Origin of the sequence: Sphingomonas sp. SORGH_AS_0438 (assembly GCF_031453475.1) — a bacterium.
Classification (GTDB): Bacteria; Pseudomonadota; Alphaproteobacteria; order Sphingomonadales; family Sphingomonadaceae; genus Sphingomonas.
Window position 1 is genome coordinate 1,903,434 of the sequence record NZ_JAVIZS010000001.1, and the last position, 25,243, is coordinate 1,928,676.

General features: G+C 64.3%; 22 protein-coding genes, 1 tRNA gene and 2 pseudogenes. 18 read left to right on the forward strand and 7 right to left on the reverse strand.

Annotated elements, in window-relative coordinates; translation table 11 throughout:
• The first annotated feature begins 242 nt into the window (after window positions 1-242).
• The 13 genes from QE452_RS08815 (at window position 243) to QE452_RS08875 (ending at window position 12,204) form a co-directional block, all read left to right on the forward strand.
• Complete coding sequence (locus tag QE452_RS08815; RefSeq protein ID WP_309729900.1) at window positions 243-2,489, forward strand: S8 family serine peptidase; 2,247 nt, start codon at window positions 243-245, stop codon at window positions 2,487-2,489.
• A gap of 140 nt (window positions 2,490-2,629) precedes the next feature.
• Complete coding sequence (locus QE452_RS08820; protein WP_309729902.1) at window positions 2,630-3,262, forward strand: hypothetical protein; 633 nt, start codon at window positions 2,630-2,632, stop codon at window positions 3,260-3,262.
• A 12-nt stretch (window positions 3,263-3,274) separates the two neighbouring features.
• Window positions 3,275-3,730, forward strand: coding sequence for a hypothetical protein (locus tag QE452_RS08825; RefSeq protein WP_309729905.1), 456 nt, complete (start codon window positions 3,275-3,277; stop codon window positions 3,728-3,730).
• Entirely contained in the window at window positions 3,727-4,152 is a 426-nt protein-coding gene (locus tag QE452_RS08830; protein ID WP_153008069.1) for a hypothetical protein, read from the forward strand. The genes QE452_RS08825 and QE452_RS08830 overlap by 4 nt, the downstream gene beginning before the upstream one ends.
• Window positions 4,153-4,354: 202 nt before the next feature.
• Window positions 4,355-4,891: a hypothetical protein gene (locus tag QE452_RS08835; protein WP_309729909.1), complete on the forward strand. Its 537-nt coding sequence runs from the start codon at window positions 4,355-4,357 to the stop codon at window positions 4,889-4,891.
• Entirely contained in the window at window positions 4,891-5,526 is a 636-nt protein-coding gene (locus QE452_RS08840) for a hypothetical protein (RefSeq protein WP_309729912.1), read from the forward strand. Before QE452_RS08835 ends, QE452_RS08840 begins: the two co-directional genes overlap by 1 nt.
• A gap of 104 nt (window positions 5,527-5,630) precedes the next feature.
• Entirely contained in the window at window positions 5,631-6,125 is a 495-nt protein-coding gene (locus tag QE452_RS08845) for a hypothetical protein (RefSeq protein ID WP_309729915.1), read from the forward strand.
• 148 nt (window positions 6,126-6,273) lie between these two features.
• The gene (locus QE452_RS08850) at window positions 6,274-6,903 is read left to right on the forward strand and encodes a hypothetical protein (RefSeq protein WP_309729918.1); all 630 of its coding nucleotides are present in this window, start codon (window positions 6,274-6,276) and stop codon (window positions 6,901-6,903) included.
• Entirely contained in the window at window positions 6,900-7,250 is a 351-nt protein-coding gene (locus QE452_RS08855; protein WP_309729921.1) for a hypothetical protein, read from the forward strand. Before QE452_RS08850 ends, QE452_RS08855 begins: the two co-directional genes overlap by 4 nt.
• Entirely contained in the window at window positions 7,247-7,987 is a 741-nt protein-coding gene (locus QE452_RS08860; protein ID WP_309729924.1) for an ImmA/IrrE family metallo-endopeptidase, read from the forward strand. The genes QE452_RS08855 and QE452_RS08860 overlap by 4 nt, the downstream gene beginning before the upstream one ends.
• A 216-nt stretch (window positions 7,988-8,203) precedes the next feature.
• Window positions 8,204-8,647 (forward strand): hypothetical protein, encoded by a 444-nt coding sequence (locus tag QE452_RS08865; protein WP_309729927.1) that lies wholly within the window; start codon window positions 8,204-8,206, stop codon window positions 8,645-8,647.
• Window positions 8,648-8,665: 18 nt separating this feature from the next.
• On the forward strand, window positions 8,666-9,658 hold the full coding sequence (locus QE452_RS08870) for an ATP-binding protein (protein WP_309729931.1): 993 nt from the start codon (window positions 8,666-8,668) through the stop codon (window positions 9,656-9,658).
• Window positions 9,659-9,696: 38 nt separating this feature from the next.
• Window positions 9,697-12,204 (forward strand): S8 family peptidase, encoded by a 2,508-nt coding sequence (locus QE452_RS08875; RefSeq protein WP_309729933.1) that lies wholly within the window; start codon window positions 9,697-9,699, stop codon window positions 12,202-12,204.
• Window positions 12,205-12,214: 10 nt separating this feature from the next.
• Here the strand turns inward: QE452_RS08875 and QE452_RS08880 are convergent, their stop codons facing one another.
• Complete coding sequence (locus QE452_RS08880) at window positions 12,215-12,517, reverse strand: hypothetical protein (RefSeq protein WP_309729936.1); 303 nt, start codon at window positions 12,515-12,517, stop codon at window positions 12,215-12,217.
• A gap of 18 nt (window positions 12,518-12,535) precedes the next feature.
• On the reverse strand, window positions 12,536-14,848 hold the full coding sequence (locus QE452_RS08885) for an MBL fold metallo-hydrolase (RefSeq protein WP_405052794.1): 2,313 nt from the start codon (window positions 14,846-14,848) through the stop codon (window positions 12,536-12,538).
• A 640-nt stretch (window positions 14,849-15,488) separates the two neighbouring features.
• On the opposite strand from QE452_RS08885, the pseudogene QE452_RS19075 reads away from it, so the two are divergent.
• Both QE452_RS19075 and QE452_RS19080 read left to right on the forward strand, forming a co-directional pair.
• A pseudogene (locus QE452_RS19075) lies at window positions 15,489-15,908 on the forward strand (recombinase family protein); the annotation flags it as partial.
• A 19-nt stretch (window positions 15,909-15,927) separates the two neighbouring features.
• Window positions 15,928-16,467: pseudogene (locus tag QE452_RS19080) on the forward strand (recombinase family protein); the annotation flags it as partial.
• Between the two features lie 567 nt (window positions 16,468-17,034).
• Here the strand turns inward: QE452_RS19080 and QE452_RS08895 are convergent.
• Together QE452_RS08895 and QE452_RS08900 are read right to left on the reverse strand one after the other, a co-directional pair.
• Window positions 17,035-17,110, reverse strand: a tRNA-Thr gene (locus tag QE452_RS08895).
• Between the two features lie 82 nt (window positions 17,111-17,192).
• Window positions 17,193-17,783: a sensor histidine kinase gene (locus QE452_RS08900; protein WP_309658637.1), complete on the reverse strand. Its 591-nt coding sequence runs from the start codon at window positions 17,781-17,783 to the stop codon at window positions 17,193-17,195.
• A 250-nt stretch (window positions 17,784-18,033) separates the two neighbouring features.
• Between QE452_RS08900 and QE452_RS08905 the strand changes: the two genes are divergently transcribed.
• The gene (locus QE452_RS08905) at window positions 18,034-18,423 is read left to right on the forward strand and encodes a response regulator (RefSeq protein WP_309658636.1); all 390 of its coding nucleotides are present in this window, start codon (window positions 18,034-18,036) and stop codon (window positions 18,421-18,423) included.
• Window positions 18,424-18,512: 89 nt separating this feature from the next.
• On the opposite strand, the gene QE452_RS08910 is transcribed toward QE452_RS08905, so the two are convergent.
• The 3 genes from QE452_RS08910 to QE452_RS08920 all read right to left on the reverse strand — a co-directional run bounded on the left by QE452_RS08910 (window position 18,513) and on the right by QE452_RS08920 (window position 22,283).
• Complete coding sequence (locus QE452_RS08910; RefSeq protein WP_309658635.1) at window positions 18,513-21,179, reverse strand: PAS domain-containing protein; 2,667 nt, start codon at window positions 21,177-21,179, stop codon at window positions 18,513-18,515.
• Between the two features lie 40 nt (window positions 21,180-21,219).
• On the reverse strand, window positions 21,220-21,402 hold the full coding sequence (locus QE452_RS08915; protein WP_309658634.1) for a hypothetical protein: 183 nt from the start codon (window positions 21,400-21,402) through the stop codon (window positions 21,220-21,222).
• Between the two features lie 128 nt (window positions 21,403-21,530).
• Window positions 21,531-22,283, reverse strand: coding sequence for a FadR/GntR family transcriptional regulator (locus QE452_RS08920; protein WP_309658633.1), 753 nt, complete (start codon window positions 22,281-22,283; stop codon window positions 21,531-21,533).
• 244 nt (window positions 22,284-22,527) lie between these two features.
• On the opposite strand from QE452_RS08920, the gene manD reads away from it, so the two are divergent.
• The gene (gene manD / locus QE452_RS08925) at window positions 22,528-23,739 is read left to right on the forward strand and encodes a D-mannonate dehydratase ManD (RefSeq protein ID WP_309658632.1); all 1,212 of its coding nucleotides are present in this window, start codon (window positions 22,528-22,530) and stop codon (window positions 23,737-23,739) included.
• 4 nt (window positions 23,740-23,743) lie between these two features.
• Window positions 23,744-25,051, forward strand: coding sequence for an MFS transporter (locus QE452_RS08930; RefSeq protein ID WP_309658631.1), 1,308 nt, complete (start codon window positions 23,744-23,746; stop codon window positions 25,049-25,051).
• Window positions 25,052-25,243 lie beyond the last annotated feature (192 nt).

Below are 25,243 nucleotides of genomic sequence, written 5' to 3' on the forward strand. Positions count from 1 at the left end.
CAGGCGGACCGAGGCGTGAGAACCTCGCTATAAGTAGCCGAACGCCCGGCCCGAACCAGTTTCGGCCGGGAGGCGGACGCGTATGTCCAAGGCCTTCGGGCCTAAAGGCGTTCGCGCTCGTCTTATAGCGAGTTCTCAACTTCCGGCTTTTGGGCCGGCACCGCCTCGTTTCTACAGGGCGGTGCCGCCGGCTAGGAAAGCCTGTCGGCACCGGCGCGAACGGGGGTTCGGTCGTGGGTGCAATGAAACAGGGCCGTGGCAAGCGGCTGACCATCATCAGAAATACGGCGGTGGTGACCGCGACGATGCTGCTGGCAGCATGCGGCGGCGGCGGCGTCAATTCGTCTGGCAGCAACGCGCCCTCGACCGGGGCCCCGGCACCCACACCTATGCCGACACCAACTCCACCGCCGACGGCAGCGGACAGTGCGGAATATAAGGCGTCTGCTGGTGTCGCAGCGATGAAGGCGGCTTATGCCTATGACAAAGGCATCACCGGCAAGGGCGTGACGATCGCCATCGTCGATACTGGCATCGATACCGCCGGATCCGAGTTCGCCGGCCGGATTTCGCCGGACAGCACCAGCTTCGATCAAAAGATTGCCCGCTGCCGGACCTGCCAGGCCGAGACGGTGCGATTCGATCTGAAGGACGTCGATGGCCATGGTACGGGTACCGCAGCCATCGCGCTCGCCGCGCGTGACGGTCGCGGCATGCAGGGTGTGGCGCCTGACGCGACGCTGCTGGCGCTGAAGATCGCCGGGCCGGACATGACGAACGTCACGGAGACGTCGGGGCCCGTGCCACAGGGCGGCGGACCGAATTCCGCGCTGATCGGTCCGGCAGTTACCTATGCGGTGAACAAGGGAGCGTTCGTCATCTCGATGAGCCTCAACGGCTCTTCCGCAGGCCAGGCCGCGATCGACCAGCGTGCGGCGATGGATCTGGTGCGGACGCAGAACAAGCTGGTGGTCCAGTCCGTTTCCAACTTCGTCGACGAAAACAGTTTCAGCGGGCAGGTCACCGAGACCATGGTCGGCAGCGATCTGGCCAACAAGGACTGGTTCCTGTTCGGCATTCGCGTCGACAAAAACCTACAGCCGCCCTCCGGTAACGGCATGCCGGGGCCGCTCGCGGACCGTATGCTCGCCGTGGTCGCTGCGGATGTGGCGGCCGTTGGCAAGGACGGCGAAGCTACCACGGTCACCGGGAACAGCTTCGCCGCACCTGCGATCGCCGGTGCGGCGGCACTGCTCAAGCAATATTGGCCGCAGCTCGGCGGCAAGGAAATCAGCCGCATCCTGCTCGACACTGCTACCGACCTTGGTGCGGCAGGTGTCGACGAGAAATTCGGCGCTGGCCTGCTCAATGTCGAAAAGGCGATGCAGGCACAGGCACCTGCCACCGCTTTCGCCGCCGCACAGACCGTACTGGCGCGTTATTCGTCGCTCAGCATGTCGGCTCCATTCGGCGGTGCCGCCGGGGCGGCGGCATTGGGCGACAAGGTTGCCGACATGACAGTCCTCGACCGCTACGGTCGCCATTTCCATATGCAAGGCGCCTCCGGCATTCGAGCACAGAGTTCGGGTTTGCTGGCGGGTGTGATGCTGACGCCGGTCGATCCGCCATGGCTGATGCCCAGTACCACCGACGCGCGGTTCGGCTTCTTATCACCAGCCACGACCACTGGTTATTGGCAGGGCGCGCGATCCAACCGTCCGGCTTTTGCCTCTTTTTCTCCGGTACCGGGGCAGACGGTCATGCTGGGCGCGAACGTGGCGATCGGCCAAAGTGCCGCCATGGCCGGATCGCCGTTGCGCGGGATCGGCGCAACACCGGTCGGCATGTCATCGAGCTGGGCCAGCGGGGGCTGGTCGGCGTCGTTCGCGTCAGGCATCTCGCGTGATCGTCGTACCGGGCAGCGCACTATCGCGGTGACGACGCCGCTTGGGATCGGCATGGAGCTGACTAACCTTGCCGAGCATGGTCGGGCGCTGGGGATGAGCGGCGGCCTGGGCCTCGGACTGGCGGGTGCCACGACGACGATGGCGACGCTGACGATGCGACGTACCATCGCCGGGGTGGCGCTTTCGGCGCGGTCGACGGCTGCCACCACCCGCGTCTCGGGCGGATCTGCCCTGATGCGCTTCGACGAGCCAGTGTTTAGCACTGCCTTCGCGGTCGAAGGCTCGCGCGGCCTGCTCAGTGGTATGGCGACGCTCGGTCTGTCCTCACCCCTTCGTGTTGAACGTGCGCGCGCCACTATGCTGGTACCGGTGACCTACGACCTGATGTCGGGGGCACTGGCAACCCGAATGGCAGTGGTCGATCTGGCCCCATCGGCGCGTGAACTCGACATCGAACTGGGTTGGTCGGCGGCGCTGTCGCCGATGTCGTCGCTGCGCTTCGGCATCGCCCGCGCTTTCGACGCCGGCCATGTCGCAGGTGCGACCGACACGGCGGGATACGTGACGCTGGTGCTGCGATGACCTGCCACCTCGCCGCACGCGCACCGCCTGCGGGCTGACGCCGCCAGTCGGCGACAGAGCCGAACACCACCAAAACTTGCGACGTCGGGACGGCTTTCCGGCGAACGATGTCGCGCGTCCGACTAATGAGGAAGATGACGATGATCAGAACGATGGCGATCCCGACCATGATGCTGCTGGCGATAGGCGGTACGGTCAGCGTACCGAGCGCAGCACAGCCGGTGACGACGGCGCCCAGGCCGGCCAAGACCCTCGACATCGCCGGCATCCGTCCCGGCATGAAGACGGCCGACGCAGTGGCGCTGCTGCAGCGGAAGGGTTGGACGGTGCACGCCAATCCTGGCGACAGCTGGGCAGAGGTCGTAGCGGACGCGGTTGCCCGACGGCGCGATCAGATGCCGCCGAACTCCGCACGATCCGGCGTGTACAGCTATAGCGCCGCCAAGGGCGAAGAGAGCGTCTCGCTCAATGTCACCCCGACGCCGGACGGTGGCCGGGTCGGCTTGGTCCAGTATCGGGCACCGCAAGCTGGCCGCAGCCACGAGCAGATCCGCGCCGAGGTGATCGCGCGCTACGGACCGTCGATCTATGGCCCGCGCCAACGGGTACTGATCGCACCGCAGGGCAAGCTCGGCGAGACGATGTCGCTCGAGGTGGACTCGACCGGCATGCACCTGACGCTGTCGCCAAGCAGTGCGGCGGACCGTGAAGCCCGCGCGCTGGTCGACCGGGCGGTGACTGCCCGGCTCGGCACAGTCGGCACCTCTTTTTAAGCGGAGCGGCACATGCCCTACCTCATCGGCATGATCCTGGGCGATGTGCTCGGCAGGATCGGTTTTTTCCGCGCCGCCGGTGCTACGCTGCTGCTGGGCGGGGTCGCGTTCCTCGCCTATCGTCTGGCGGCGGCGAACCTCGACCCGGCGATGGCCTACGGCGCCGCGGCGGCTGCGCCGCTGGCGCTGTTCGGTTGGGCGATCTGGAATCCGGCGGCGTCGCGCTTCCGGCTATGGATCGTCGACGGCGTCTATCTCGCCGCGCGGCTGGCGATGTGGTGGGCTGCCGCGGCATTCGCCATCGGCCTTGTTGCAGCCCAGTTCCGTATCGACCGCTGGCTGGCGGGGGAATGGCCGCAGGCGGCAACCGCCGGGTTCTTCTGGCTGGTGCAGCGGGCGCTGGGCGCGCAGGTCGCCCGCTCGCACCGGATCATGGGCGAGCGCAGCGTCATTGAGGTGGACGCATGAGGTATCGGCTGACGCTGCGCATAGTCGCGGCATTGATACCCACCGTCACAGTGGCTGCTGCACCTCGACCGGTCGTGCTGGAGGCAACGACGATGGCCGACTGGCGGGCGGCCAAACTCGACGGGACCGGTTGCTACTGGTCGCCGCGTCGAGGCGGACCGATCCACTTCGTCGCTGCCGGTAACACGGCGATGACCAAAGTCCGCGGTCGCATCGTCATCCTGAAACCGCGACGCGATGCAAAGCCCCTTTTCCCGTTCACCCATGACGCCTGGCGGGCCGATGTCCTGACCATCCGGGTCGTGGACACCGCCCGGATCCGGGCGATGGGTTACGAAACGGTCACTACCGACGCGGTGCTGATCGTCACCCGTCGCAACGTGACGATCCGGCTGCGCGGATCGATGATCTGCGGCTCGTAATCCTGATGATCACGAAGGTTTGACCAACCTTTTCCTGCATTCGGTCGAATGACGATGCGCCTTCATCGCAAAGGCGAAGGTAGACCGGCCGGCCCGGCCGGGATGATGGTTTGGAAGGTGCCTGCGGCTGTGCCGTAGAGGCGAAATGATGGTGCGGGGCCGGCGAGCAGCCCGCCGCTCCCGCACAATGTCAAGGACTTCCATGTACATCGTAAATCGAGAGCGCGAGCTCGCAAAGGCGCGCGCCCTGTCCGGAGCGCTGGCCATCGCCGAGCGCGCCGGTTGGCGGATCGACCGGTCGGTGCCGATCATCCCGCCGCCCTTTCGGAATTACCTGCACATCGCCGCCGCCGAACTTCTGCTGGTGCCGTCGATCGAGCCGTCACGCGGGGATCTCGACACCGTCGAGCGAGGAACCCGCGTCGCCAGGTGCGATGCACTGGTGGTGAAAGCGTCGAGTATCGGCCATCGGACCATCTACTGTGCCGTTGGCGAATGGCAGCGCCACGGCACCGTCTGGCACCACGCGCGTAGGTTGTGGCTGTCGCGCAGCAACGACGGTTGGCTGGTGCCCGATCCGGCGGAGCCGGACGAGAGCGGCGCGGTTTTCCGCCTTTCCCCCGGACGTCTTCGCCCGATGATGCCGGCCCGGCTGTCCGCCGCCGATGGCGGCTGCGATCTCGCGCCGGGACTGGCGAGGGCAGACGCTTTCCTCGCTGCCGTATGGGGGGATTGCTGATGAGCAAGCCGCTGCCCTGGATCAGCCCGTCCGACGCCGATGACATGCTCTACGATGACCCGATGGGATCGCTGCCCGATTTTGGCTACGCCCTGCTGCGCAAGACTGCAAAGGGAAAGCAGAACCGCGTCGCCGATCTGGCCCGCGCCAAGCTGCAACCTAGCAAGCCTGCCGATAAGGATTGGCTGGCGGACGGTCTGTGGCCGATCACCTGTACAATGCACCGCATCGTCACCGCGCCCGGTGTCGCGGTCGAGCCTGGCGCGCTCGAAACTATCTTCCAGGGGTATGACGCCAAAACGAAAGCGCACCAAAAGCTGCTGGCTGTCGTACTCACCATGCGGTTCCCACATAGCTGGCAACCTGCCGATATTTTGTCGCTGGTCGGCACGTACACACTGGAAAAGCTTGCGCTGCAACGCCGACTGACCAGCATGACCGTCGTGCATATGCCAGGTGACGAACTGTCCGCTCGCCGGCCTCACGCCCATGTCGTCTGCATGGCGCGCGTCCATCGCTCCTCGGGCTGGGGCGAGGTGCACCCTGATCTTGTCGTCAGAACCGCGCAGGCGCGATTCCAGCAGGAATGGGAGTGTTTCTACGACGTCTGGGTGCCGCGCTACCGCGACGGTTGAGCATGACGGGCGGGAACCGCAGCGATCCCGCCCGCCTGCGGGGGGCAAGAGACGAAGGGAGGAGGATGGTCCCCGATCCGGGGATGAAAATGGAGAAGACGATAATGACGACCGACAAGACCGCGATCATCCGCCGTCACACCGAGGCAGTCGCCCAGATGCTGGTCGGCAGCCGCGCGATGAAGTCCGGCGCGGCGATCCTCGCCGGCGAAATGGGCGGAGCCGAGGGGCGACTGCGTATCGGTGCCATCGCGCACAGCAGCGGCAACGATGTGGTATATCTGGATTTTGCCGATGGCGAGCCCGGCTATCACCTGTCCAGCATCACGCTGTGCGCCGTACGCGACGGCATCTGCCACCTGCAGACCGATTGCCGCCTGTATCTGAGCCGCAATGGATCACGGGCGATCATTCTGCCGCAGTCCGGCATCCATAAGGCGTACCGGCTGGCGCCTGGCGAACTGATCCAGCTGGCCCACCAGCCGGCCGACCGTGACGAAGGCATCGCCCGCGCCGAGGCACGGCTTGCCAAGCTGGTCGCTCGCGGTGCCACCTTCGCCGATCGCGCCGCCGTCCGGACCCGACCGCTGGCAGCCTGACCCAAATCGGCTGACACGGTCGGTCGATCATCGCGTCGGCCGATCATGACGGCTCAACATCCCGGTGACAGAACCTCTCTACCTATAAAGCGGACGACCTCACAAATTCGGACAGCGGCCAATAAATATTTCACGCTTCTGTCCGAGAATGCCGAGCCGTCCGCTTTATAGAGTAAGGGAGGCCGTCATCTCAGCCGTCACGCCGACAGCAACACCGGTTCAGCCGCCCGCCGATGTCTATTCGACTGCCGAGGTCAAAGCGATGCTGGGGGCACTGACGACAACCGACCATCAGCGTCTGCTGCGGCGGTCGCGCTATCTGGTGCAGGACCACTACATGCTCGCCGGTGACCTGCGGCAGGAAGCGTTCGTCCGGGCGCTCGATGGTCGTCGCCAATGTCGGCGCGGCTACGACATCGTGAACTTCCTGATCGGGATCATGCGCAGCCTGGCCTCGCAGGAACGCGAAGCCGAACGCGACGGGCTGCACCCGGTTTCGCTCGACCTCGACGACGATACGCTGGCGATGGCGTCGTTGGCGCCCAGCCCGGAGCAGGTCGGGCATGATGCGCTGCATTACCGGCGGACCCTCGCTGCGATCCAGCAGTCGATCGGGAGCGACCCGCAACTGGTCACCTTGCTGGATGCGGTGCTCGACGGCGAGAAGGGTATCGCCTTGCAGAACCGGCTGGGGCTCGATGCCAAAGGCCTCGCATCGGTGCGCAAGCAATTGCAGCGCAAGCTGGCGGCCGCCGCCAAGGACAGGAGCATACCATGACAACCGACGCGGACGAACTGATGCAACTGCGACTGTTGGACGACTTCCTCGACGGTGAGGATGTCGAACCTGATCTGGCCGACCTGCAGGCGGAGATCGCGCAGGCACAGCTGGCGGTAAAGAAGACGAACCTGCGCGCGATCCGCGCCAAACTCGATGCCGGCACCGGCGCCCGGGTCGTCTCGATCGATCGGGCGCGTCTCCGGGCACAGCTGCAGCAAGCCATGTCGGGCGATGCCGACCTGCGCATGACGCTCGCTGCCCGCGGCAACGATGACCACGATATCGACGACCTGATCGATGATCTCGCCGAACTCGACCACGAAGCAGGCGACCGCCCTGCGTGACGGCCGCGGTTGATCCGCCTGCCGAGCGTCTGCTGCATGACCTCGGCATCACCGAACCGGGCGAGATCGATGTCGAGGTCATCGCCCATGCCGTGGGCGCGGTGGTACGCTATCGTCGCCTTGGCAGTGGCGATGCGCGGATCGTCGGTTTGGGTGACAGGGCGATTATCACGGTAGATGAGCGGGCCAGCCGCGTTCGGCAGCGTTTCTCCGTCGCGCATGAACTCGGTCATTGGCACCATCATCGCGGCCGGCGGCTGATCTGCCATGGCGCCGCCGACCAACAAGACGGAGTGGCAGGCTGCGAGCGCGAGGCGGACGGGTATGCTGCCGACCTGCTCATGCCCCGCTTCATGCTGGAACCGCTCGTCGCTGGCGTCCCGATGTCATTCGGTCTCGTTTATCAAGTTGCCGCTGCGTTCGGCGTCAGCGCGATGGCTGCCGCCTTGCGGCTTGCCGATGTTCATCCTGCGGCATTCGCCCTTGTCGTCGAGGAAGCGGACGGGCGTAGATGGTTCAGACGATCAGCAAGCCTGAACCCTCGTTGGTTCGTGCGGTCTGCAGCATCAGACATGAGGGCAACGGCGGATCGATGTCGATTGCCTCGTGCGAATGTCGCGTTCGCTGCGCCAGCGCAGCAATGGTTCTTGGGCCAAGGTGTTAAAGACGCGGAAGCGATGTACGCCATCGACAGGATGGCATGCGGCCGGGCTGTGCACCTTGTTGTAGTGACATAGTCTGACGGTGAGCTACGGAAGATACCTGATGGATTGCGGCCCGGCGACTTTCGGGTGGAGAGTGTAGCAAGCGGCCCTTCGTTCATGCACCGGACCAGTCAGATGGTTGGCTTAATTTTTAGTGAGGAGCGGCTACCCATCGGCATCGCGGAAACCTGTGACTCATCACCTTGGGCCGGACCCAAACCATGACTCACCCTCCACCAGTGTGCAACCTTGATCCAAGGAGCGGGCTGGACAAGCAGTTTTTGCATTAAATGCATCATTTACTTTGAATATGCATCGTCGTTCGGTATCTTCGCCGGAATGGGACGCCCACCTCGCCTTCAAGACCATGATTTGGCCGGTCAGCTCGACAATCTCCTGCTTCTCGCAGGCTCGTCTCGCAAGCTCGCGCTTGCGCTTGGATTGGAGCCAAGCACACTTTCGCGCTCTATGGTGGACCGGGCGTTTGCATCTGGCACAAGGGCAAAGATCATCGCTCGAATCGAAGATGTGACTAACGGCTTGATCGGCGCGCAGAGTACGGCCAGCCCTGCGACCCGCCTTAAAGAGACGGATGAAGAAATGTTGCAAATACTACAAAAACTTTATACGCTTCTCCCCGGAGCGATTGCTGCGCTAGAGGCCGCCGCGAGAGTCCCCACTTCATCGAGGTGATCGGCAAGGAACCGAGAAATGACCACAGCGCGGCAGATTATCGGAATGATCCGCAGCCACGCGGTGGGCGACAATGATCGTTTTCTTTCGATTGCTGAGGAAATCGCTGAGGAGGCGCTGCGCGCGGGCAAGAACCGGGTGGCCGAGGATATCCACAACCTTGTCGCGAACGTTCGGTCCAATCCCCGCGAGGCGGCACCCAGCCTCCGGCCCACCCCTCTCGCCAAGCCACGCGGCGAGCTCGCCGGCCTCATCAGGGTCACTTACCCAGAGACGCGTCTCGCCGACCTAGTGCTCAGTGCGGACCTCAGGCGCAAGATCGGCCGCATCGTGCGCGAGCAGCGCGAGGCCGGCGCTCTGGAGGCGCATGGACTGGCGCCGCGCAAGCGATTCCTGTTTTCAGGACCGCCCGGCACGGGCAAGACGATGACCGCTTCGGCCATAGCCGGCGAGCTTTCAATGCCGCTGTTCACCATCCTGCTGGATGGCGTGATCAACAAATACATGGGCGAGAGCGCCGCCAAACTCCGTCTGATCTTCGAGGCGATGCACCATAGCCGCGGCGTGTATTTTTTCGACGAGGTTGACGCGCTCGCGACCGCACGCGGCAACGAGAACGACGTCGGCGAGGCGCGCCGTGTACTGACTTCGTTTCTTCAGTTCCTCGAGGAGGACACCTCGCGCAGTATCATCATTGCGGCGACCAATCTCCGCACCCTTCTGGATCCCGCAATCTTTAGGCGGTTCCAAGGCGCCTTTGCCTATGCGAAGCCGAGTGCCGACGAAGCTCGCGTCGTTCTGCGCCACCATCTCCTGCAGTTCGACCACGATCGGCTGGACTGGAAAGAAATCGACGGAGAGGCCGCTGGTCTGAGCCAGGCCGATCTCGCTGCGGCAGCCGACGATTCGGCTCGAGACGCAGTTCTCGATCAGGACGGGGACTTGACGACTGATCTTCTAATCCGGAGCCTTCGCGATCGGCGCGCAATTCATACTATTGAAGATCAGTAGGACTATGGCTTATTTACTGTCCAAACTAGAGGACAGCCATGCCCGTCTATCCGCATATCCATCTTCGTGGCCTTGGTAAGCGCTCCATAGAATTCCGCGCGGTCGGTCGCGGTTCGAACACGCAGCCTGCCCCCGTGCCCCACCGTGGGCGTCACGCGAAGGCTTTGCGGTCTCAGCTGAAGATCGTTGGCGACGCTCTCGCCGATGCCATCAAAGATCAGAAAAGCGCTGGCGTGGCGCTGAAAGAACGCGGACTGGCCATCACGGCGACCGGACGGCAGAACATCGACGTTCGGGTCGGCTCCCTGAAGCTCAATAGCCGCGGCCTGCAACTCCTAAGCCTAAAGCAGCCGGGGCGCGGGCCGAATGCGGCTCAGGTGGCGAATTTTTTCGTTACTAAAAGTCAATTGGAAAGCCTTAACAAGGCGCTGGACAAGTATGAGGGCTACAAGCCCAGTGATGGCGACCGACCACGTCGCTTCAACTTCTTTGAGACTGTCTCGACGTTCAAGCCTGCCACCATCGAGGATCTCTGGACCGACGAGGAGGAGAGAATTCCGGACGATGACGAGTTCGTCGAGTGGGAAGTCTGGATCCGTCGGGACGCGCAGGAGCTTTTCAAACGCTATATCAAGCGCCTCGAGATCGAGACGACCGGCAACCCGGTGGAGTTCGTCGATACCGCCGTCTTCAACATTCTCGCGACCAGCTCGGACATTACGACCCTCATCAGGAGCAGCGCAGCCATCGTCGAACTGCGTGGCGCCTCGTCCTTCGTGGCGGACTATTTGGACTTCGATCCTGAAGACCGTGTCGCCGCCGCGTCCGCCTTTGTGACTACCGTCACCGCACCGACGGCGAATGGCCCTATCACCACCATCCTCGACACCGGGGTGAATTACGCCAACCCTTTGGTGGGCGTCGCGCTGCGGCGGCAGGACTGCAAGTCGATCGATCCAAGTTGGATCACGAACGATCACAGCGGACACGGCACCAACATGGCTGGCGTCGCTCTCTATGGCGATTTGGAGGAGAAGGTTGAGGCGGGTCTTCCAGTAACGCTTCTTACGTCGCTGGAGAGTATCGTTATCGCCGCACCGCAGGGCGAGGCGACCGTTCCAGGATATGACGCGATACAGCGCGCCGTCGCACTCCTGCCGGATGATCAAAAATCGCGCGTATTCTGCCTCGCGCAGACGGCGCCGGGGGACTTGAGCGACGGACGGCAAAGCACCCTGTCGGGGGTCGTCGACCGGCTTGCCTGGAACGGAGGCGAGCGCACCAGGCTGATCTGCGTGGCGGCGGGCAATGCGCAGGGCACATTGGACAAGAGGTATCCGACTGGCCCCTACGACATGAGGAACGCCGACTATCGCATCGAGTCCCCCGGCCAAGCCGTGAATGCGCTGACCGTTGGGGCCTGCACGCATCGATGCTCCGACGACTGGGTAGCTTCCGCGCCGACGGGCGATCTTTGTCCATCATCGCGAACCAGTCAGCTGTGGGACATCCATTACGCCTACAAGCCGGACATCGTGATGGAGGGTGGAAATCACGAGGTGGACGGGGACGATCCGCTGTTCACCCGCCCGACGAAGCAGTCGATGTTGCTGACCGTCGGCCACAACTATCCCAACCGCCCGTTCGATTGGACGGGCGAAACGAGCGCCGCGACCGCCAGGGCGGCTGGCCTTGCGACTAGGCTGCAGGCCCAGTATCCCGAGTTCAGGGCTGAAACCCTCCGCGGTCTGATGGTTCACAGCGCCGATTGGTCGTCTGCAATGCTCGCCCGTAAGCAGGAAGTCCTCAATCTCACGGGCTCCAAAGCTGGATCCATCGACGCGTTGCTTCAATGCTATGGCTGGGGAGTGCCAGACGAGGCGCATCTGTTCCGAAGCGCGGGAGACGCACTGACGCTGATCGCGGAGGACAACCTGCAGCCCTACAAGCTGAACGACGGTCGGCTCAGCTTGCGGGAGATGAAGTATTTCAAGCTCCCTTGGCCAATCGACGTGCTGAAAGGCCTAAATCAGGAGGAGGTTGAGTTGCGCTGCACCCTGTCCTATTTCGCCGATCCGGATCCGCACGGCTCGAGCCGCAGCCGTTGGGACCGCTATCCGTCCCACAGGATGCGCTTTGACATGAAGCGCCCGGGCGAAACGGACCTTGAAGCTCAGCAGAGGGTCAATCTGCTCGCAAGCGAAGAGGACGTCGAGGATCTTGACGACGATCAGTCGGGCCTCGGGGTCGTGCAGTCCGACATAGGCTGGTTTCTCGGCGACCGTAAACGCCGCCGAGGGACGATCCATCACGATATCTGGACGGGCAAGGCATACGATCTCGCGGAACGGGATGGCGTCTCGGTCTACCCGGTGCGCGGCTGGTGGGGCGATCGCAAGGGCATGGACTTCGAGGATCGGACCGTCGGCTTCAGCCTTATCATGTCAATCCGCACCAAGCGAACCGACGTTGATCTCTATGCGGAAACGACCACGAAGATCTCGACGCGAAATCGGGTCGCGGCGCCGACCCTCATCGTAACGTAAGCAAGAATGATCAGCCTTGGACGGCAACCGCCTTGCCGTTGGTGATGATCACGACCCGGCGCTCACCTTCCTTGTTCTGCCCGGGCGGCACCATCTCAACGAACTCGGTATCGCCAGCTGTCATGCTCGAGGCAGAGGCAAAGCCCAGGTCTGCCGCAGCAGCCTCGCCAAGATACCGCCGGCGCAGCTCGGCTAGATCTGGCGATCCGAACTGCGCGTTCGGACGGCCCTGCTTCGGGCTCCGCTCGGCACCCTTGACCACTTGCCAGCCGGGCAAGGCCTCCTGTGCGATCTCGTCAATGCTCCGCGTCATGGTCTTTCCCTCATGCGCCTACCAGCCGAGTCCAAGACAGGTGAACTGTCGCCACGTCTTATGATCCGCAAATCCCATTCTACCTACAACGTCGGACATGGCAAAAACATAATCGATTTTCGCTTGCATCAGCGCGACGGCCGGAGCCTTGCCCGCCATGACGTGCTGCCAGAAGAAACGATGGAACGGCGCTCCGGCTGAATCATACGGTTCTTCGGGGGGCGAATAGTGGACCCCGGTCACGCCAACGAAAGCGCGTGCTCCGGCCCGGATAAAGGATAGGGCGAGAGATTCTGACGCCAACCGATCGGTTATTGCGCCCTTCGGCTTGGGCCAGGCTGGCTCGTGGCACGTAAGCGCACCATAGCAGCATCCGGCGAACACAAGCGCTCCCGTCGAAGCCGGAATGTCGCTGAGAGAGAGGGCATCGCACTCTCCACCGTCGAGCGGATCCTCGAGAAATTCTCCCCTGAACGTCGTACCATCGTCCGATCGACCATGCAGCATGAGATAGACGTGATCGGCATCGATCAAATCGGCCGCGACGCTACCGGTGAGGGTAGGCTCGGACAGGTGCATTTTTTCGTTCCCTGCGAAACCCTGGAAGATGGCGTCCGCGAATGGCCGTCGCACGTTTCTCAATCCAAATGCCGGCGAAGTGCCGGTAGGTCGCGCTGCCAATGCGCGCATGAGTAGGTCGGGATCCCGGCCGTCAGGAATCCTGGATACGGGTAGCTCGGCCAGTCCCGATCCGTTCACATCGCCATAGAAGTCGTCAGTCCAGACAACGCAGTTGTCGGGATCGCGACCTCGCGCGTCCACCCATTCGTCCCTCGCTCGCTTTGGCAAGGTGTCGACCGAGTTAGGGGGGATCACCTCATAGCCGCCGAGAATGACGAGCCCGTTGGACCCTTTGGCTAGCTGCGCAATGTCGTGAGGCGGAAGGTCTTCGCGCAGGTCGATGATCTCATGTCGTGCTGACCGTATCAGATCGACCGCCAAATCTGCTCCATCACCGATCCGATCCCTTAATCGCCCGCTGTTCGTCACGAAGGTCAGGCTCGGCAGTCCCTCGAGGCGCGATGCGGCGTCGGCACTCGTCGGGTTGCGGCGGTTGCGAGGCTCCCTCTTCCCCACCCTTCCTAGCTGGGGAGCGGCTTTGGACACATGCTTCCTGGCTTGATCGACGTCGTTCAACAGGCCCTTGGCGATCTGAAACTGGGGATACTCCTCGTCGAGGCGAAGTGAGGTCAGACCGTTGCGATCGGTCCGTGCCCATCGCAACTCATCTGCGCGTGATCCGAGAAGATCGAGCACGACCTTTGATGGATGCGACGGATCGCCCGCGCCGGTGCTGATGCCGAAGAACTGGGTGCCTTGGCAATCATTCAGAAAGGCTTCGTCGGTTCCGTTTGAGGCGCCATGATGCGCGAGGCGAACAAATCGGTATGGTCCTGCATTCCTGACAGTCTGGCGCAGCAGTCCCATACGCTGAGCGAGCCCACCGATACCGGGAGAGGCGAACTGCATGTCTCCGGTAAGAAGAGTGGACCGATTCCCCGTTCCGATCTTCAACAGGATGCTTTGATTGTTCAGGGCCGCGCCGACACCACCATCCTCCATGGACTCGTCGTCAGCAGCACGCTGGGCGACCAGGGCCCGATAGAGCGCCACCTCGCTGGACATGTCCGGAAGAGCATTGCTCTCCGCCAAACGCCGTGACCGATCTCGCTCGATCCGGTAGGCACAGATAAGGAGTTGGTCGACAGTCGGTCCTAGTATCTTGAAGCCGATGCCATCGAAGGCCTTCTCCAACGAGTAGTGCGGATCGCGACCGAATTGAACGACCTTGGTCCCTTGTCGACGGAGGGTCTCGATCAGCCCGGCGTAGCGCTCTTGCAAGGTGGCAGCGGTGTCGATCAGATATGCGATCTCATCATCGCCGGCCGAGTCCGGAAGCGGTTCTTCTCGAAGTGCGGCAGCCACGCGACTGACCTGAGTTGATGGTGTGCTAGGGAAATCCTGACCAAGGGGCACGCCAAAGCCCATCCGCGCATCAGCGAACAGCGCCCATCGGGCTGTGATCGTCCCATTGGCGACCAGTTCTGGAATGCAGCCAATATGGTCTGAATGGCAGTGCGTGATGACTATGAGATCGAACGCATATGGACCGTCATGCCCCGTCAGGAGCTTGAGTTGATCGGGCACGGAGGCGGGCATCCTAGCGGACGAAACCTCGTCGCCCCTATGACCGCCGTCGACAAGGACGCTGACGCCATCGATATTGCAATAGGTGGCATCGCCATATTTTCGGTTGCCCATGTCGAGCATAGCCACGTGCATCGATTTTGCCGCTCCCGTCGTAATCTCTTTCGGGTGAACTTCCGCAGCCGGTGGATTCCGAACTGCTATTTGTCTACATGTTTCTGCGGCGCTGATGAGGAAGCAGCTGAATGCCTGCTTTTGATCAAACCTGCCGTTCCGGATATCGCTCCGCAACCGCTGAACAATCCCACTTCAAGCCGCTTCGAGCGGTCGGCTTACAGCCTCGTTGGCGGGCGACCTGCGGCATTAACGGATGACCGGTTTCGAGAAGCGGCTCGGGCTGACCACGTGACCGAAAGTGGGTCTTCTAATCTAGATAAAGTCGTGCCGTTGAGACGTCGTACACGGGCGCGAGCGGAACCAATTTTTTGGCTGGCTGAGTTGACGCTTGGAATTGTGCGATCCGCCATCGGTTGTGGATGGCAGGCGAAAGTGATCACGAACAACGAGAGGTAGCGAACGTCGAGGCGCAGCTTCGATGCTGCCTCGACGTGCCGCCTTCGCTTGGCCAACCCGCCGTCACCCGGCAGGAGTGCATGCTCGTGCTCGACGCACTTGCCCGTGAGTTCGATTCACTGTTCGAACACAGATAGGGACAGGAAAATTGGCAAAAGCCAACCGCAGCGGGACCAGGGCTTTCGCATACATGCGCTTGTCGGTCGATAAGGAGGGCGGTGCGCCCCAGAGCATCGATGCCCAGCGTAGTGCCATTCTCGCCTACGCGGCCAAGCATGACATTATAATCGTCGAAGAGTTTGCCGACGCCGGCTTCAGCGGTCAGACCGACAAGCGTCCCGAATTTCAGCGGCTGGTGCAAAAGGCTACCGCAGCCGATCATCCGGTCGATCTGGTCTTGATGTTCATGTTCAGCCGCATGGCCAGAAACATGCGTCTGTTCTTCGACGTAGTGGGCAAGCTGGACGACGCAGGTGTCGAGGTCCGTTCGATTACCGAGGATTTCGGGCAAGGCCGTGGCCAGCGGATTGGCCGGACGATCACGGCGATGATGAACGAGGAGCAGGCGCGCGATGCGGCGATTCTCACCCGGAAGAGCCGCAGGGAGAATGCACGGCAAGGCTTCTACAATGGCGGCCCGGTGCCGTTCGGCTACGAGACCTACGTCGCCCGGCAGGACGGCGAGAAGGAACGGCGAAAGCTGGCGATCGTCGAAGCCGAAGCGGCGATCGTACGCCAGATCTTCGATTGGGCCCGACATCGGACGCGGCGGGCGCTGGATCGTCAAACAGTTGAACGAAGCGGGGCGAACCCTGCGCGGTGCGAGGTTCGCCAACAGCAATGTTGCCGGCATTTTGGCGCGCGAGGTGTACACCGGCGTCTATCACGATCGTACCGCCGACGACGATGGGATCACCCCGGACGTGGAAGATGCTATCGCAGTCACCTGTCCCCCGATCATTACCCGGGACCAGTTCGATCGCGTGGCCGCCATGCGGGCAACGCGCAATCCCAGGCGGATGGCACCGCATGTCGCCGCCGGCACCACGCTACTCACCGGGGTCGCCCGCTGCGGCATGCCCGGCTGTTCGAGCGGCATGACGATCCGCACGGGGAAAGGTGGTCGCTATACCTACTACGTCTGCAACGACCGGGTGAACCGTAGCGGCACCTGCGCCTGTCCGAGCATCCGGCGCGAAAAGCTGGACAGCTTGGTTCTGGATGCGATCGAGGCAAGGTTGCTGGCGCGAGATCGGTTGCGCACATTGCTCGCGGGCGTTCTCGATGTCTCACAAAGTCGACAGGCGGAACGTGAGGCGGACCTTACCCGAAGCCGTTCGGAGCGGACGCGGCTCAACACTGCGATCAGTAATCTGCTGATCCTGATCGAAGAAGGGACGATGAGCGCGAGAGACCCGGCGTTTGTCGACCGCATGGCGACCAACCGGGCGGCACTGGCGGCGGTATCAAGCCGGATCGATGTGCTGGAAGCGCAACTGGTGAAGGGCAAGCGCCGGATCGACGAGCAAACGATCGACCGTTTCGGCGACATGCTCCGTAAGAAGATGCGAAGCGACGACAGTTCGCTCCGTTCGTCCTACCTCAAGATGTTCGTCTCGAACGTCAGCGTGTCGGACCATGAGATAGTCATCTCGGGCCCCGTGTCGAGCTTGGAAAATGGCGTCTCTGTCGGACTTCCCGTCAAAGAGGGCGCGGTGCCCATCTTTGACCGGGAGTGGTGCCGGTTGCAGGACTCGAACCCGCGACCTCCGCTTTACAAAAGCATTGCTCTACCAACTGAGCTAAACCGGCCCTGGACGTGCGCTATCAAAGCAGCGGCCGGAAGCCAACACCTGCTTGCGCTTTTCAGGCGGAATCCAGCGGCCGCGTCGGGTCAGTCCGCAGCGTCGTCCTGTTCCGCAGCCGACGGAGCGATGCGGAAACAGGGTGTGGGCAAGTGCATCTCGCACAATATGCCGCCTGGCCGATAGGTGAAGGCGGTCGTCGCGCCGAGCTGATAGGCCAGGCCTTCCTCGACATAGTGGCGACCGAAGCCGCGCACCTGTTGCGCGCCCGCGACCATCGACACGCCGCCCTCGCTCCAGGCGAAGTGGAGCGCGCCGTCCTCGCCCCGTGTCCAGCGCACCTGGAGCGTGCCGCGCGACTGGCTGAGCGCGCCATATTTGACTGCGTTGGTGGCAAGCTCGTGCACGGCCAGCGCCACCACCTCGATGCTGTCGTCGCATATGTAGCAGGGCGGCCCGACGATCGTACAGCGGCCGGTGTCGAGGCATTGGCTGGTCACCAGTTCGTCGCGGACGATCTCCTCCAGATCGACCGATCGTCCCTGGCCCTGCGACATCACCCCCTGATAGCGGGCGATCGCGGTGAAGCGCCCCTCGAAATGCGCGAGGAATTCATCGAGCGAATGGCTGTTGTCCTGCGTACGCCGCAGGATCGAACGCACGATCGCGATCAGATTCATCAATCGATGGCGGGTATAGGTATCATTCTTCAATGTCGTTGCGCGGCCGGTTCGAATCGCACCGGCCTGATCTTCCGGCCTCTGTTCCGGCGTCGATACCGACATCATCGTCACCACGCCTTTCATCCAAGCCGGTGATGCTTCTATATCGATCAAACTAAACAACTGTAAATGAATTGCATTTTAATGCAGCTTCATATCTTGACACATCGCTGGTCGTCGGCGGCCGACAAGGCGATGGAATTGAGCGATGATTGATCCATCTTTATCGGGTCTGCACATCCTGGTGGTGGAGGACGAATATCTGCTCGCCGACGATTTGCGCATCCAGCTGGGCCAGGCCGGAGCCGAAGTCGCCGGGCCGTTCGCGACGGTCGCGCAGGCGGCGGCATGGCTGGCCCGGGGCGCTACGATCGACTTCGCCCTGCTGGACATCAATCTGGGCGGAATCCTGATCTTCGAACTGGTCGATGCGTTGCGAGCCCGCGCGATACCGATCGCCTTCCTGACCGGCTACAGCGAGAGCGCCATCCCAGCGGCTTATGCCGGCATTCCGGTGCTCGACAAGGCGGTGATGTTCGGCATGTCGAACCGACTGATAGCGCGGATCGCCGGGGAGATCGGCAAGGTGCCGGCCTGACACCACGCGCATAAGGCACAAATGATCCGACCGATCGCGCCGGCCGCCCGGCACCGACGCCCATGTACCGCTCGCCGCAAGGCGGACGGTCAGCCCGGACAGCCTCCCTGCCCCGTGCTGGCCGAAACCGGGAAGGAAATCGTGCAGTGGACGCCGTCCGGACCCAGGTTGAACGAAGTCCTGGCGTGGAGCTGGTAGGGCAAGGCTCGCTCGATCAACTCGCGCCCCTGCCCGGAACCGGCCGACACCCGGACGCCGTCCGGCCCCATGTCGCCCCCCGGCATCGTCACCGCCGATTCCCGCCAGTCGACATGCAGCCAAGGCGCGCGATCCCCCTCTGCCGGCTCGAACCGCCAACGGACCACCAGCCGGCCATCGGCTTGCGCCAGCGCGCCATGTTTGACCGCGTTCGTCGCCAGTTCGTGGATCGCCATGGCCAGGATCTGCACGGTCGAGGAACGGAGCCGGATGCCGCCCGGTCCGTCCAGCGTCACCTGCCCGGCCGCGCTGTTCGTCGCCGCCAGTTCCGTCGCGATCAGCGAGTCGAAGGTGACCCGGTCCTGGTCCTCCAGCCGTGACAGCAGCGACTGGATCCGCGCCAGCGCATCGAGCCGATCGAGATAGCGGAGGTGGAAGTCCGCCAGGTCGCGACTGGTGCGGGCGGTCTTGTCCGCTACGGAGCGGACCACGCCGATCAGGTTGCGGGTGCGATGCTGCAACTCGTTGACCAGCGCCTTCTGCCGCTCCTCCCATTCGCGCCGCTCGGTGACGTCGACCAGGGCGCCGATCATCCGGATCGCCGCGCCATGATCGTCGTAGAAGAAGCGGCCGCGGCCATGCAACCAGTGGATGCTGCCGTCCGGGTGCACGACGCGGTACTCCCGGACATAGTCGCGCGCCTCCACCATGGCGGCACGCACTTCTGCCTCGGCGCCCGCCAGTTCGTCGGGGTGCAGGCAATCCACCCAGGCCTGGTAGCTCGGCAGCACCTCGCCGACCTGATATCCCCCCTGCCGGAAATGTTCGTCCGACCAACGCACCCGGTCGGTGCGGATGTCCCAGTCCCACAATCCCAGCCGGCCCACCTCGACCGCGCTGGTCAGGAACGCCTCGTGCTTCTCCAGCGCCTCCTGCGCGGCCTTGGCGTCGGTGATGTCCTTGCCGATGCCCCCGATCATCGCCACACGGCCCTCGCCGTCGCGGATCGGGAAGCCGGTGTCGCGCAGCCAGCGAATCGCGCCGTCGCTCGGTCGACATACCCGATAGTCGATAGTCACCGGCTCGCCGGCCCGGATGCGGCGGATCGCGGCGACCACCATACGGCGGTCCTCCGGCACCACCAGCGCCAGCCAGGTGCGAAGCGGATGGCCCGCCATCGCCGCATCGCGCGACACACCGTGGATCGCCTCGAACGCCGGCGTCAGATACCGCCATCGCAGCGAAGCCGCGTCGCGGATCGACAATAGGTCCTGCGAGGCGTCGCCGAACTGGCGCAGGCGTTCCTCGCTGGCGCGCAACGCCTCGGCATTGCGCTTCAGCGTGTCGATATCGGTGATGACGCTGGCATGGCCGATCACCGCGCCATCGCCGTCTCGGATCGGCATGGCGGACACGCGCGTCCAGATCTCGCGCCCGTCCTCGTCCGTATAGAGCATCTCGATGCCCGGCATCACGCGTTCGCCGCGCAATGCCCGGGCGCCCGGATAGTCGGTCACCGGCACCGCCGCGCCATCCGCAGCCCAGGCCCGCCAGCGCGGCGCGGCGCCATCGTCACGCGACGGCATTAGACCGTTCGGCAGGAAGCGGGCCATCTCGTCATTGGTCCGCATGGTCCGCCCCTCGGCATCGGTGACCAGGACCCCGACCGGCAACGCCTCGAACACCGCCGCCAGCCGGGCATCGCTTTCGTCGATCCGCGCCTGCGCCATCACGTCGCGCAGGTGCTGCACCTCGGCCTGCGACGCCTTCCAGGCGGAAATATCCTTGGTGGTGGTGGCGACGCCGTCGCCCAGCTTCACCACCGACTGGTAATACCAACCCTCGAACTGCTCGCGATCATAATAGCGTTCGGTCTGCTCGGGCACGCCCGTCTCGGTGACGCGACGGAAGGCATCGAAGATGCCGATCTCCACCACGCCGGGGTTGCGCTCAAGCAGGCTCTCGCCCCGCACCTCGCCATAATGATGTTCGGACGTGTGGTTGTTGAGTAGCCAGCGGAAGTCGACGATCGCGCCCCGATCGTCGCGGATCGCGGCGAAGACCTGGATCATGTCCTGCGAACTGTCCATCGTCGCCTGAAGCAGGTCGCGGCTCTGTTGCAATTCCGCGGCGCCCTCGCGGATCTGCCGCTCCAGATGCAGCCAGTCGCTGCCCTGGTTCGCGCCGCCGCCATCCTCCCCCGCGCCGGCCATCGCCGTCGCCAACACCGCCTCGACCCGCCCATGCAGGTCCCGGATCGGCGTGCCGCTCCACGCCGTCCCGTCCGCGACGATCCGGACCGGCTCCCCCGCCCAGGCGTCGGACAGGTGCGCGTCCAATCCGGCCGGCGGATGCGTATTCCACCGCCCCGCCGCACCCACGCGTCGGTCATGCCACGCATCGTTGCACAAGGTCGTCCGGTCCGCGCAAACCAGCAGCAAGGCGGGGCGCAACTGGTCGAGCAGCATCGCCACCGCCCCCCGCATGGTCGATGACCAGCGATCCGGCGACCCCAGCGCCGTATCCGACCAGTCCCGCGCCGCGATGCGCCGCGCCATGGCACTGTCCTGCGGCAGCCAGGTGGGTACGGCGGCGGGCTCAGGCACAGCCGCATATTCGCTGATGGAGGATGCGGGCCAAGCCACCGACCGAGGTCGCCGCGCTATAGCCGCTGGTCCCTTCGTCGAGCGCCGGATGGTCCTCGATGGCGGGCACGCAGAGATCGTTGCCGGACGGCGCGGGCCCGGTCGCGCCGAGCAGATCCTGGTCCACCACCGTCATCGTTGCACTGCTTCCTCCATCGGGGAGGCGGTCGCCTAAAGCATTATCATCGCTCACCTTTCTAGAAAGTCACTCGCAAAGCGACCAATCGAATGAAACTTTTGTTAGGTTGATGTGGAGAACGCAGATCAGGCGGTATGCGTGCGGGCGAAGATGCGCTCCCGCAAGTTCGCGTTCCGCTGGCGCACCGCCTCGATCTCCTCGCTTTCGGTACGGGCGAGCAGATGCTCCAGCACCGCGTCCAGATGCTGGCGCATCGCCAGCCGCGCCGCCTCCGCATCCCGCGCCCTGAGCGCCGTAACGATCGCGCGATGTTCCGCGACGCGCAGCATCTCGCCGCCGCCGCGTGCGCGCTGGTGGATCGTCCGCGCCAGGTCGCACCGGTCGCGCATCGCCCACAAATCGGTCACCACCGCCAGGAAGGCGCCATTGCCGGTCGCCCCGGCGATGGCGAGGTGGAAGTCGCGATCCGCCCGCTCGCTCGCGGCGATATCGGCATCCGCATCGGCCATGGTGGCGACCAGAGCATCGAGTTCGTCCAGCCGCTCGTCATCGATGCGTAGCGCCGCCAGTGCGGCGACCTCCGCCTCGACGCTGCGCCGCGCCTCCAGCAGTTCGAACGCACCGACGTCCAGCGTCTCCGCCCCCTCGCCCGGCATCCGCAGCGAGGCGACATAGATGCCGGAGCCTTTGCGCATCTCGACGACGCCCATCATCTCCAGCGCGACCATCGCTTCGCGCACCGTGGTACGGCTGATCGTATAGGTCTCCGCCAGCTCGCGCTCGGTCGGCAGGCGGCTGCCGACCGGGAACTCGCCCTGGGCCAGCCGCTGGAGGATGCCGTCGGTCACGCGTCGATAGAGCTTGTCGGACTTTTCCATGATCAATCTGTATCCCAGGCGCGGGCCCACGCAATGCTCCAGCATCGCGAACGGCGCGAAATCTGTCGAGTCCATGTTGACAGGCCAATATGCTTGGCGCTGTATGACAGCATTCGAGGGAGAGGATGCGGTCGCCATGCCGGCGGCCGGCGCATGGTCGTGACCTGTTCCCCCGGACGCTATTTTCCCGCGCCGTCCGTTCGTGGCGACGCACCGTCTTCCCTGTCGTCAGGACCCACGCTCCATGCCGAAGATCGTCGATGCCCGTGTCATCATCACCTGTCCGGGGCGAAATTTCGTCACGCTCAAGATCATCTGCGACGACGGCACCACCGGGGTCGGCGACGCGACGCTGAACGGTCGCGAGCTGAGCGTCGCCAGCTATCTGTCCGACCATGTCGTCCCCTGCCTGATCGGCCGCGACGCGCACCGGATCGAGGATATCTGGCAATATCTCTACAAGGGGGCCTATTGGCGGCGCGGCCCGGTGACGATGACCGCGATCGCGGCGGTCGACATGGCGCTGTGGGACATCAAGGGCAAGATCGCCGGGCTGCCCGTCTACCAGTTGCTGGGCGGCGCGGCACGCGACAGCGTGATGGTCTATGGCCATGCCAATGGCGTGTCGATCGAGGACACGATCGCCGCTGCGATCCGCTACCGCGACGAAGGCTATCAGGCGATCCGCCTGCAATGCGGGGTGCCCGGCATGGCCGCCACTTACGGCGTCAGCAAGGACCCGGAATTTTACGAGCCCGCCGACTCCGATCTGCCGACCGAGGCGATCTGGTCGACCAGCCGATATCTCCGCATCGTGCCCGAGCTGTTCGCCGCCGCGCGCGAGGCGCTGGGCTGGGACGTGCATCTGCTCCACGACATCCACCATCGCCTGACCCCGATCGAGGCGGGGCGACTGGGCCGCGACCTGGAGCCCTATCGCCCCTTCTGGCTGGAGGATGCGACCCCGGCCGAGAACCAGGATGCGTTCCGCCTGATCCGCCAGCACACCACCGCGCCGCTGGCGGTGGGCGAGATCTTCAATTCGATCTGGGACGCCAAGGGGCTGATCGAGAACCAGCTGATCGACTATGTCCGCGCCACCGTGACCCATGCCGGCGGCCTCACGCATCTACGCCGGATCGCCGCGCTGGCCGATCTCTATCAGGTCCGCACCGGCTGCCACGGCGCGACCGACCTGTCGCCGGTGGCGATGGCCGCGGCGCTGCATTTCGACCTGTCGGTGCCCAATTTCGGCATCCAGGAATTTATGCGCCACACCGCCGAGACGGACGCCGTCTTCCCCCACGCCTATTCCTTCACGCAGGGCACGATGCATCCCGGCGAGGCACCCGGCCTGGGCGTCGACATCGACGAGGCGCTGGCGGCCGGCTATGACTATCGGCGCGCCTATCTGCCGGTGAACCGCCTGGAAGACGGCACGCTGTGGAGCTGGTGAGAGGATGACCGAGACCCTGGCCCCCACCCCCGCTCCGCTGGAGAAACCCCGTGGCCGGGTGCGCTGGATCGTCTGCGCCCTGCTGTTCGCGGCGGTGGCGCTCAGCTATATCGACCGGCTGGTGCTGCCGACGCTGAAGCCTGAGCTTCAGGCGCGCTACGACTGGAGCGAGCAGGGCTATGCCGATCTCGCCATCGCCTTCCAGGCCGCCTACGGCATCGCCTATGTGCTGTTCGGGCGGTTCGTCGACCGGGTCGGCGCGCGGATCGGCTATGCGGTGGCGGTCACGCTGTGGACGATCGGCCATGTCGCCCATGCGCTGTTCACCAGCGCCGGCGGAATGATCTGGGCGCGGCTGCCGCTGGCCGCCGGGGAAGCGGGGGCGTTTCCCGCCGCGCTCGCCGCGACCTCCGAATGGTTTCCGCAGCGCGAGCGCGCGCTGGCGATCGGCATCTTCAACGCCGGCTCCAATGTCGGCGCGATCCTGACGCCGCTGGTGGTGCCGGCGATCGCGGTCGCGTTCGGCTGGCGGATGGCGTTCGTCGCGACCGGCGCGCTGACCCTGGTGTGGCTGGTCGCCTGGCTCGGCTTCTATCGCAGTCCGCGCCAGCACCCCCGCATCACGGCGGGCGAACTCGCCTGGATCGAGGCGGACCCGACGCCCCCCGCCCGGCCGATCCGCTGGCGCACATTGCTCCGCCTGCGCCAGACCTGGGCCTATATGGCCGGCCGCTTCCTGATCGACCCGATCTGGTGGACCTTCCTGTTCTGGCTGCCCGACTTCTTCAATCGGCAGTACGGCGTAAAGATGCTGGACTTCGGCCCGCCCTTGGTCGCGGTCTATGTGCTGGCGGACGTGGGGTCGATCGCGGGCGGCTGGTATTCGTCGCGCCTGCTGGGGCGCGGGTGGAGCGCCAACCGCGCACGCAAGACCGCGATGGCGACCTGCGCGCTGTTTGCGCTGCCGATCATCGTCGCGGCGCAGGCCCCGGGCATGTGGTGGGCGGTGCTGGCGATCGGGCTGGCCTGCGCCTGTCACCAGGGCTTTTCCGCCAATGTCTTCGCCATCCCCGGCGACCTGTTTCCACGCGGCATGGGCGGGTCGGTGATCGGCCTGGGCGGACTGGCCGGCGCGGTCGGCGGCATGATGATGGCGAAGTTCGCCGGCACGATCCTGGCCGGTGTCGGCGGCTATGGGCCGATCTTCGCGGTCGCCGGCTGCGCCTATTTCGTCGCGCTGCTCGTCATCCATCTGCTGGTGCCGACCTATGCGCCGGTCGACCCGGCGCGCCTGGCGGCGGATCGGTCGTAACGGCAGGGCTTCACGCGCCCGATCTGCCATTCGCCGGGGGCCAGGCGGACGTGGCGGCCCTGAGGGGTCTCCTGCCGGTGCGACGCCCTCATCATCGAAGGTCGCGGCCATCCTGCCCGCACCCTATCGAATATTGGCCCGGCAACAACGATTGACCTGTCGGGCCAGTTATCGGTAACATGCATGCCATCG

Excerpts from the sequence above, each read along its gene's own strand:
- QE452_RS08815 (WP_309729900.1), top strand. The coding sequence starts at position 243 with ATGAAACAGGGCCGTGGCAAGCGGCTGACCATCATCAGAAATACGGCG.
- QE452_RS08820 (WP_309729902.1), top strand. The coding sequence starts at position 2,630 with ATGATCAGAACGATGGCGATCCCGACCATGATGCTGCTGGCGATAGGC.
- QE452_RS08825 (WP_309729905.1), top strand. The coding sequence starts at position 3,275 with ATGCCCTACCTCATCGGCATGATCCTGGGCGATGTGCTCGGCAGGATC.
- QE452_RS08830 (WP_153008069.1), top strand. The coding sequence starts at position 3,727 with ATGAGGTATCGGCTGACGCTGCGCATAGTCGCGGCATTGATACCCACC.
- QE452_RS08835 (WP_309729909.1), top strand. The coding sequence starts at position 4,355 with ATGTACATCGTAAATCGAGAGCGCGAGCTCGCAAAGGCGCGCGCCCTG.
- QE452_RS08840 (WP_309729912.1), top strand. The coding sequence starts at position 4,891 with ATGAGCAAGCCGCTGCCCTGGATCAGCCCGTCCGACGCCGATGACATG.
- QE452_RS08845 (WP_309729915.1), top strand. The coding sequence starts at position 5,631 with ATGACGACCGACAAGACCGCGATCATCCGCCGTCACACCGAGGCAGTC.
- QE452_RS08850 (WP_309729918.1), top strand. The coding sequence starts at position 6,274 with ATGCCGAGCCGTCCGCTTTATAGAGTAAGGGAGGCCGTCATCTCAGCC.
- QE452_RS08855 (WP_309729921.1), top strand. The coding sequence starts at position 6,900 with ATGACAACCGACGCGGACGAACTGATGCAACTGCGACTGTTGGACGAC.
- QE452_RS08870 (WP_309729931.1), top strand. The coding sequence starts at position 8,666 with ATGACCACAGCGCGGCAGATTATCGGAATGATCCGCAGCCACGCGGTG.
- QE452_RS08875 (WP_309729933.1), top strand. The coding sequence starts at position 9,697 with ATGCCCGTCTATCCGCATATCCATCTTCGTGGCCTTGGTAAGCGCTCC.
- QE452_RS08880 (WP_309729936.1), bottom strand. The coding sequence starts at position 12,517 with ATGACGCGGAGCATTGACGAGATCGCACAGGAGGCCTTGCCCGGCTGG.
- QE452_RS08885 (WP_405052794.1), bottom strand. The coding sequence starts at position 14,848 with ATGCTCGACATGGGCAACCGAAAATATGGCGATGCCACCTATTGCAAT.
- QE452_RS08900 (WP_309658637.1), bottom strand. The coding sequence starts at position 17,783 with ATGAATCTGATCGCGATCGTGCGTTCGATCCTGCGGCGTACGCAGGAC.
- QE452_RS08905 (WP_309658636.1), top strand. The coding sequence starts at position 18,034 with ATGATTGATCCATCTTTATCGGGTCTGCACATCCTGGTGGTGGAGGAC.
- QE452_RS08910 (WP_309658635.1), bottom strand. The coding sequence starts at position 21,179 with ATGGCGCGGCGCATCGCGGCGCGGGACTGGTCGGATACGGCGCTGGGG.
- QE452_RS08915 (WP_309658634.1), bottom strand. The coding sequence starts at position 21,402 with ATGACGGTGGTGGACCAGGATCTGCTCGGCGCGACCGGGCCCGCGCCG.
- QE452_RS08920 (WP_309658633.1), bottom strand. The coding sequence starts at position 22,283 with ATGGAAAAGTCCGACAAGCTCTATCGACGCGTGACCGACGGCATCCTC.
- manD (WP_309658632.1), top strand. The coding sequence starts at position 22,528 with ATGCCGAAGATCGTCGATGCCCGTGTCATCATCACCTGTCCGGGGCGA.
- QE452_RS08930 (WP_309658631.1), top strand. The coding sequence starts at position 23,744 with ATGACCGAGACCCTGGCCCCCACCCCCGCTCCGCTGGAGAAACCCCGT.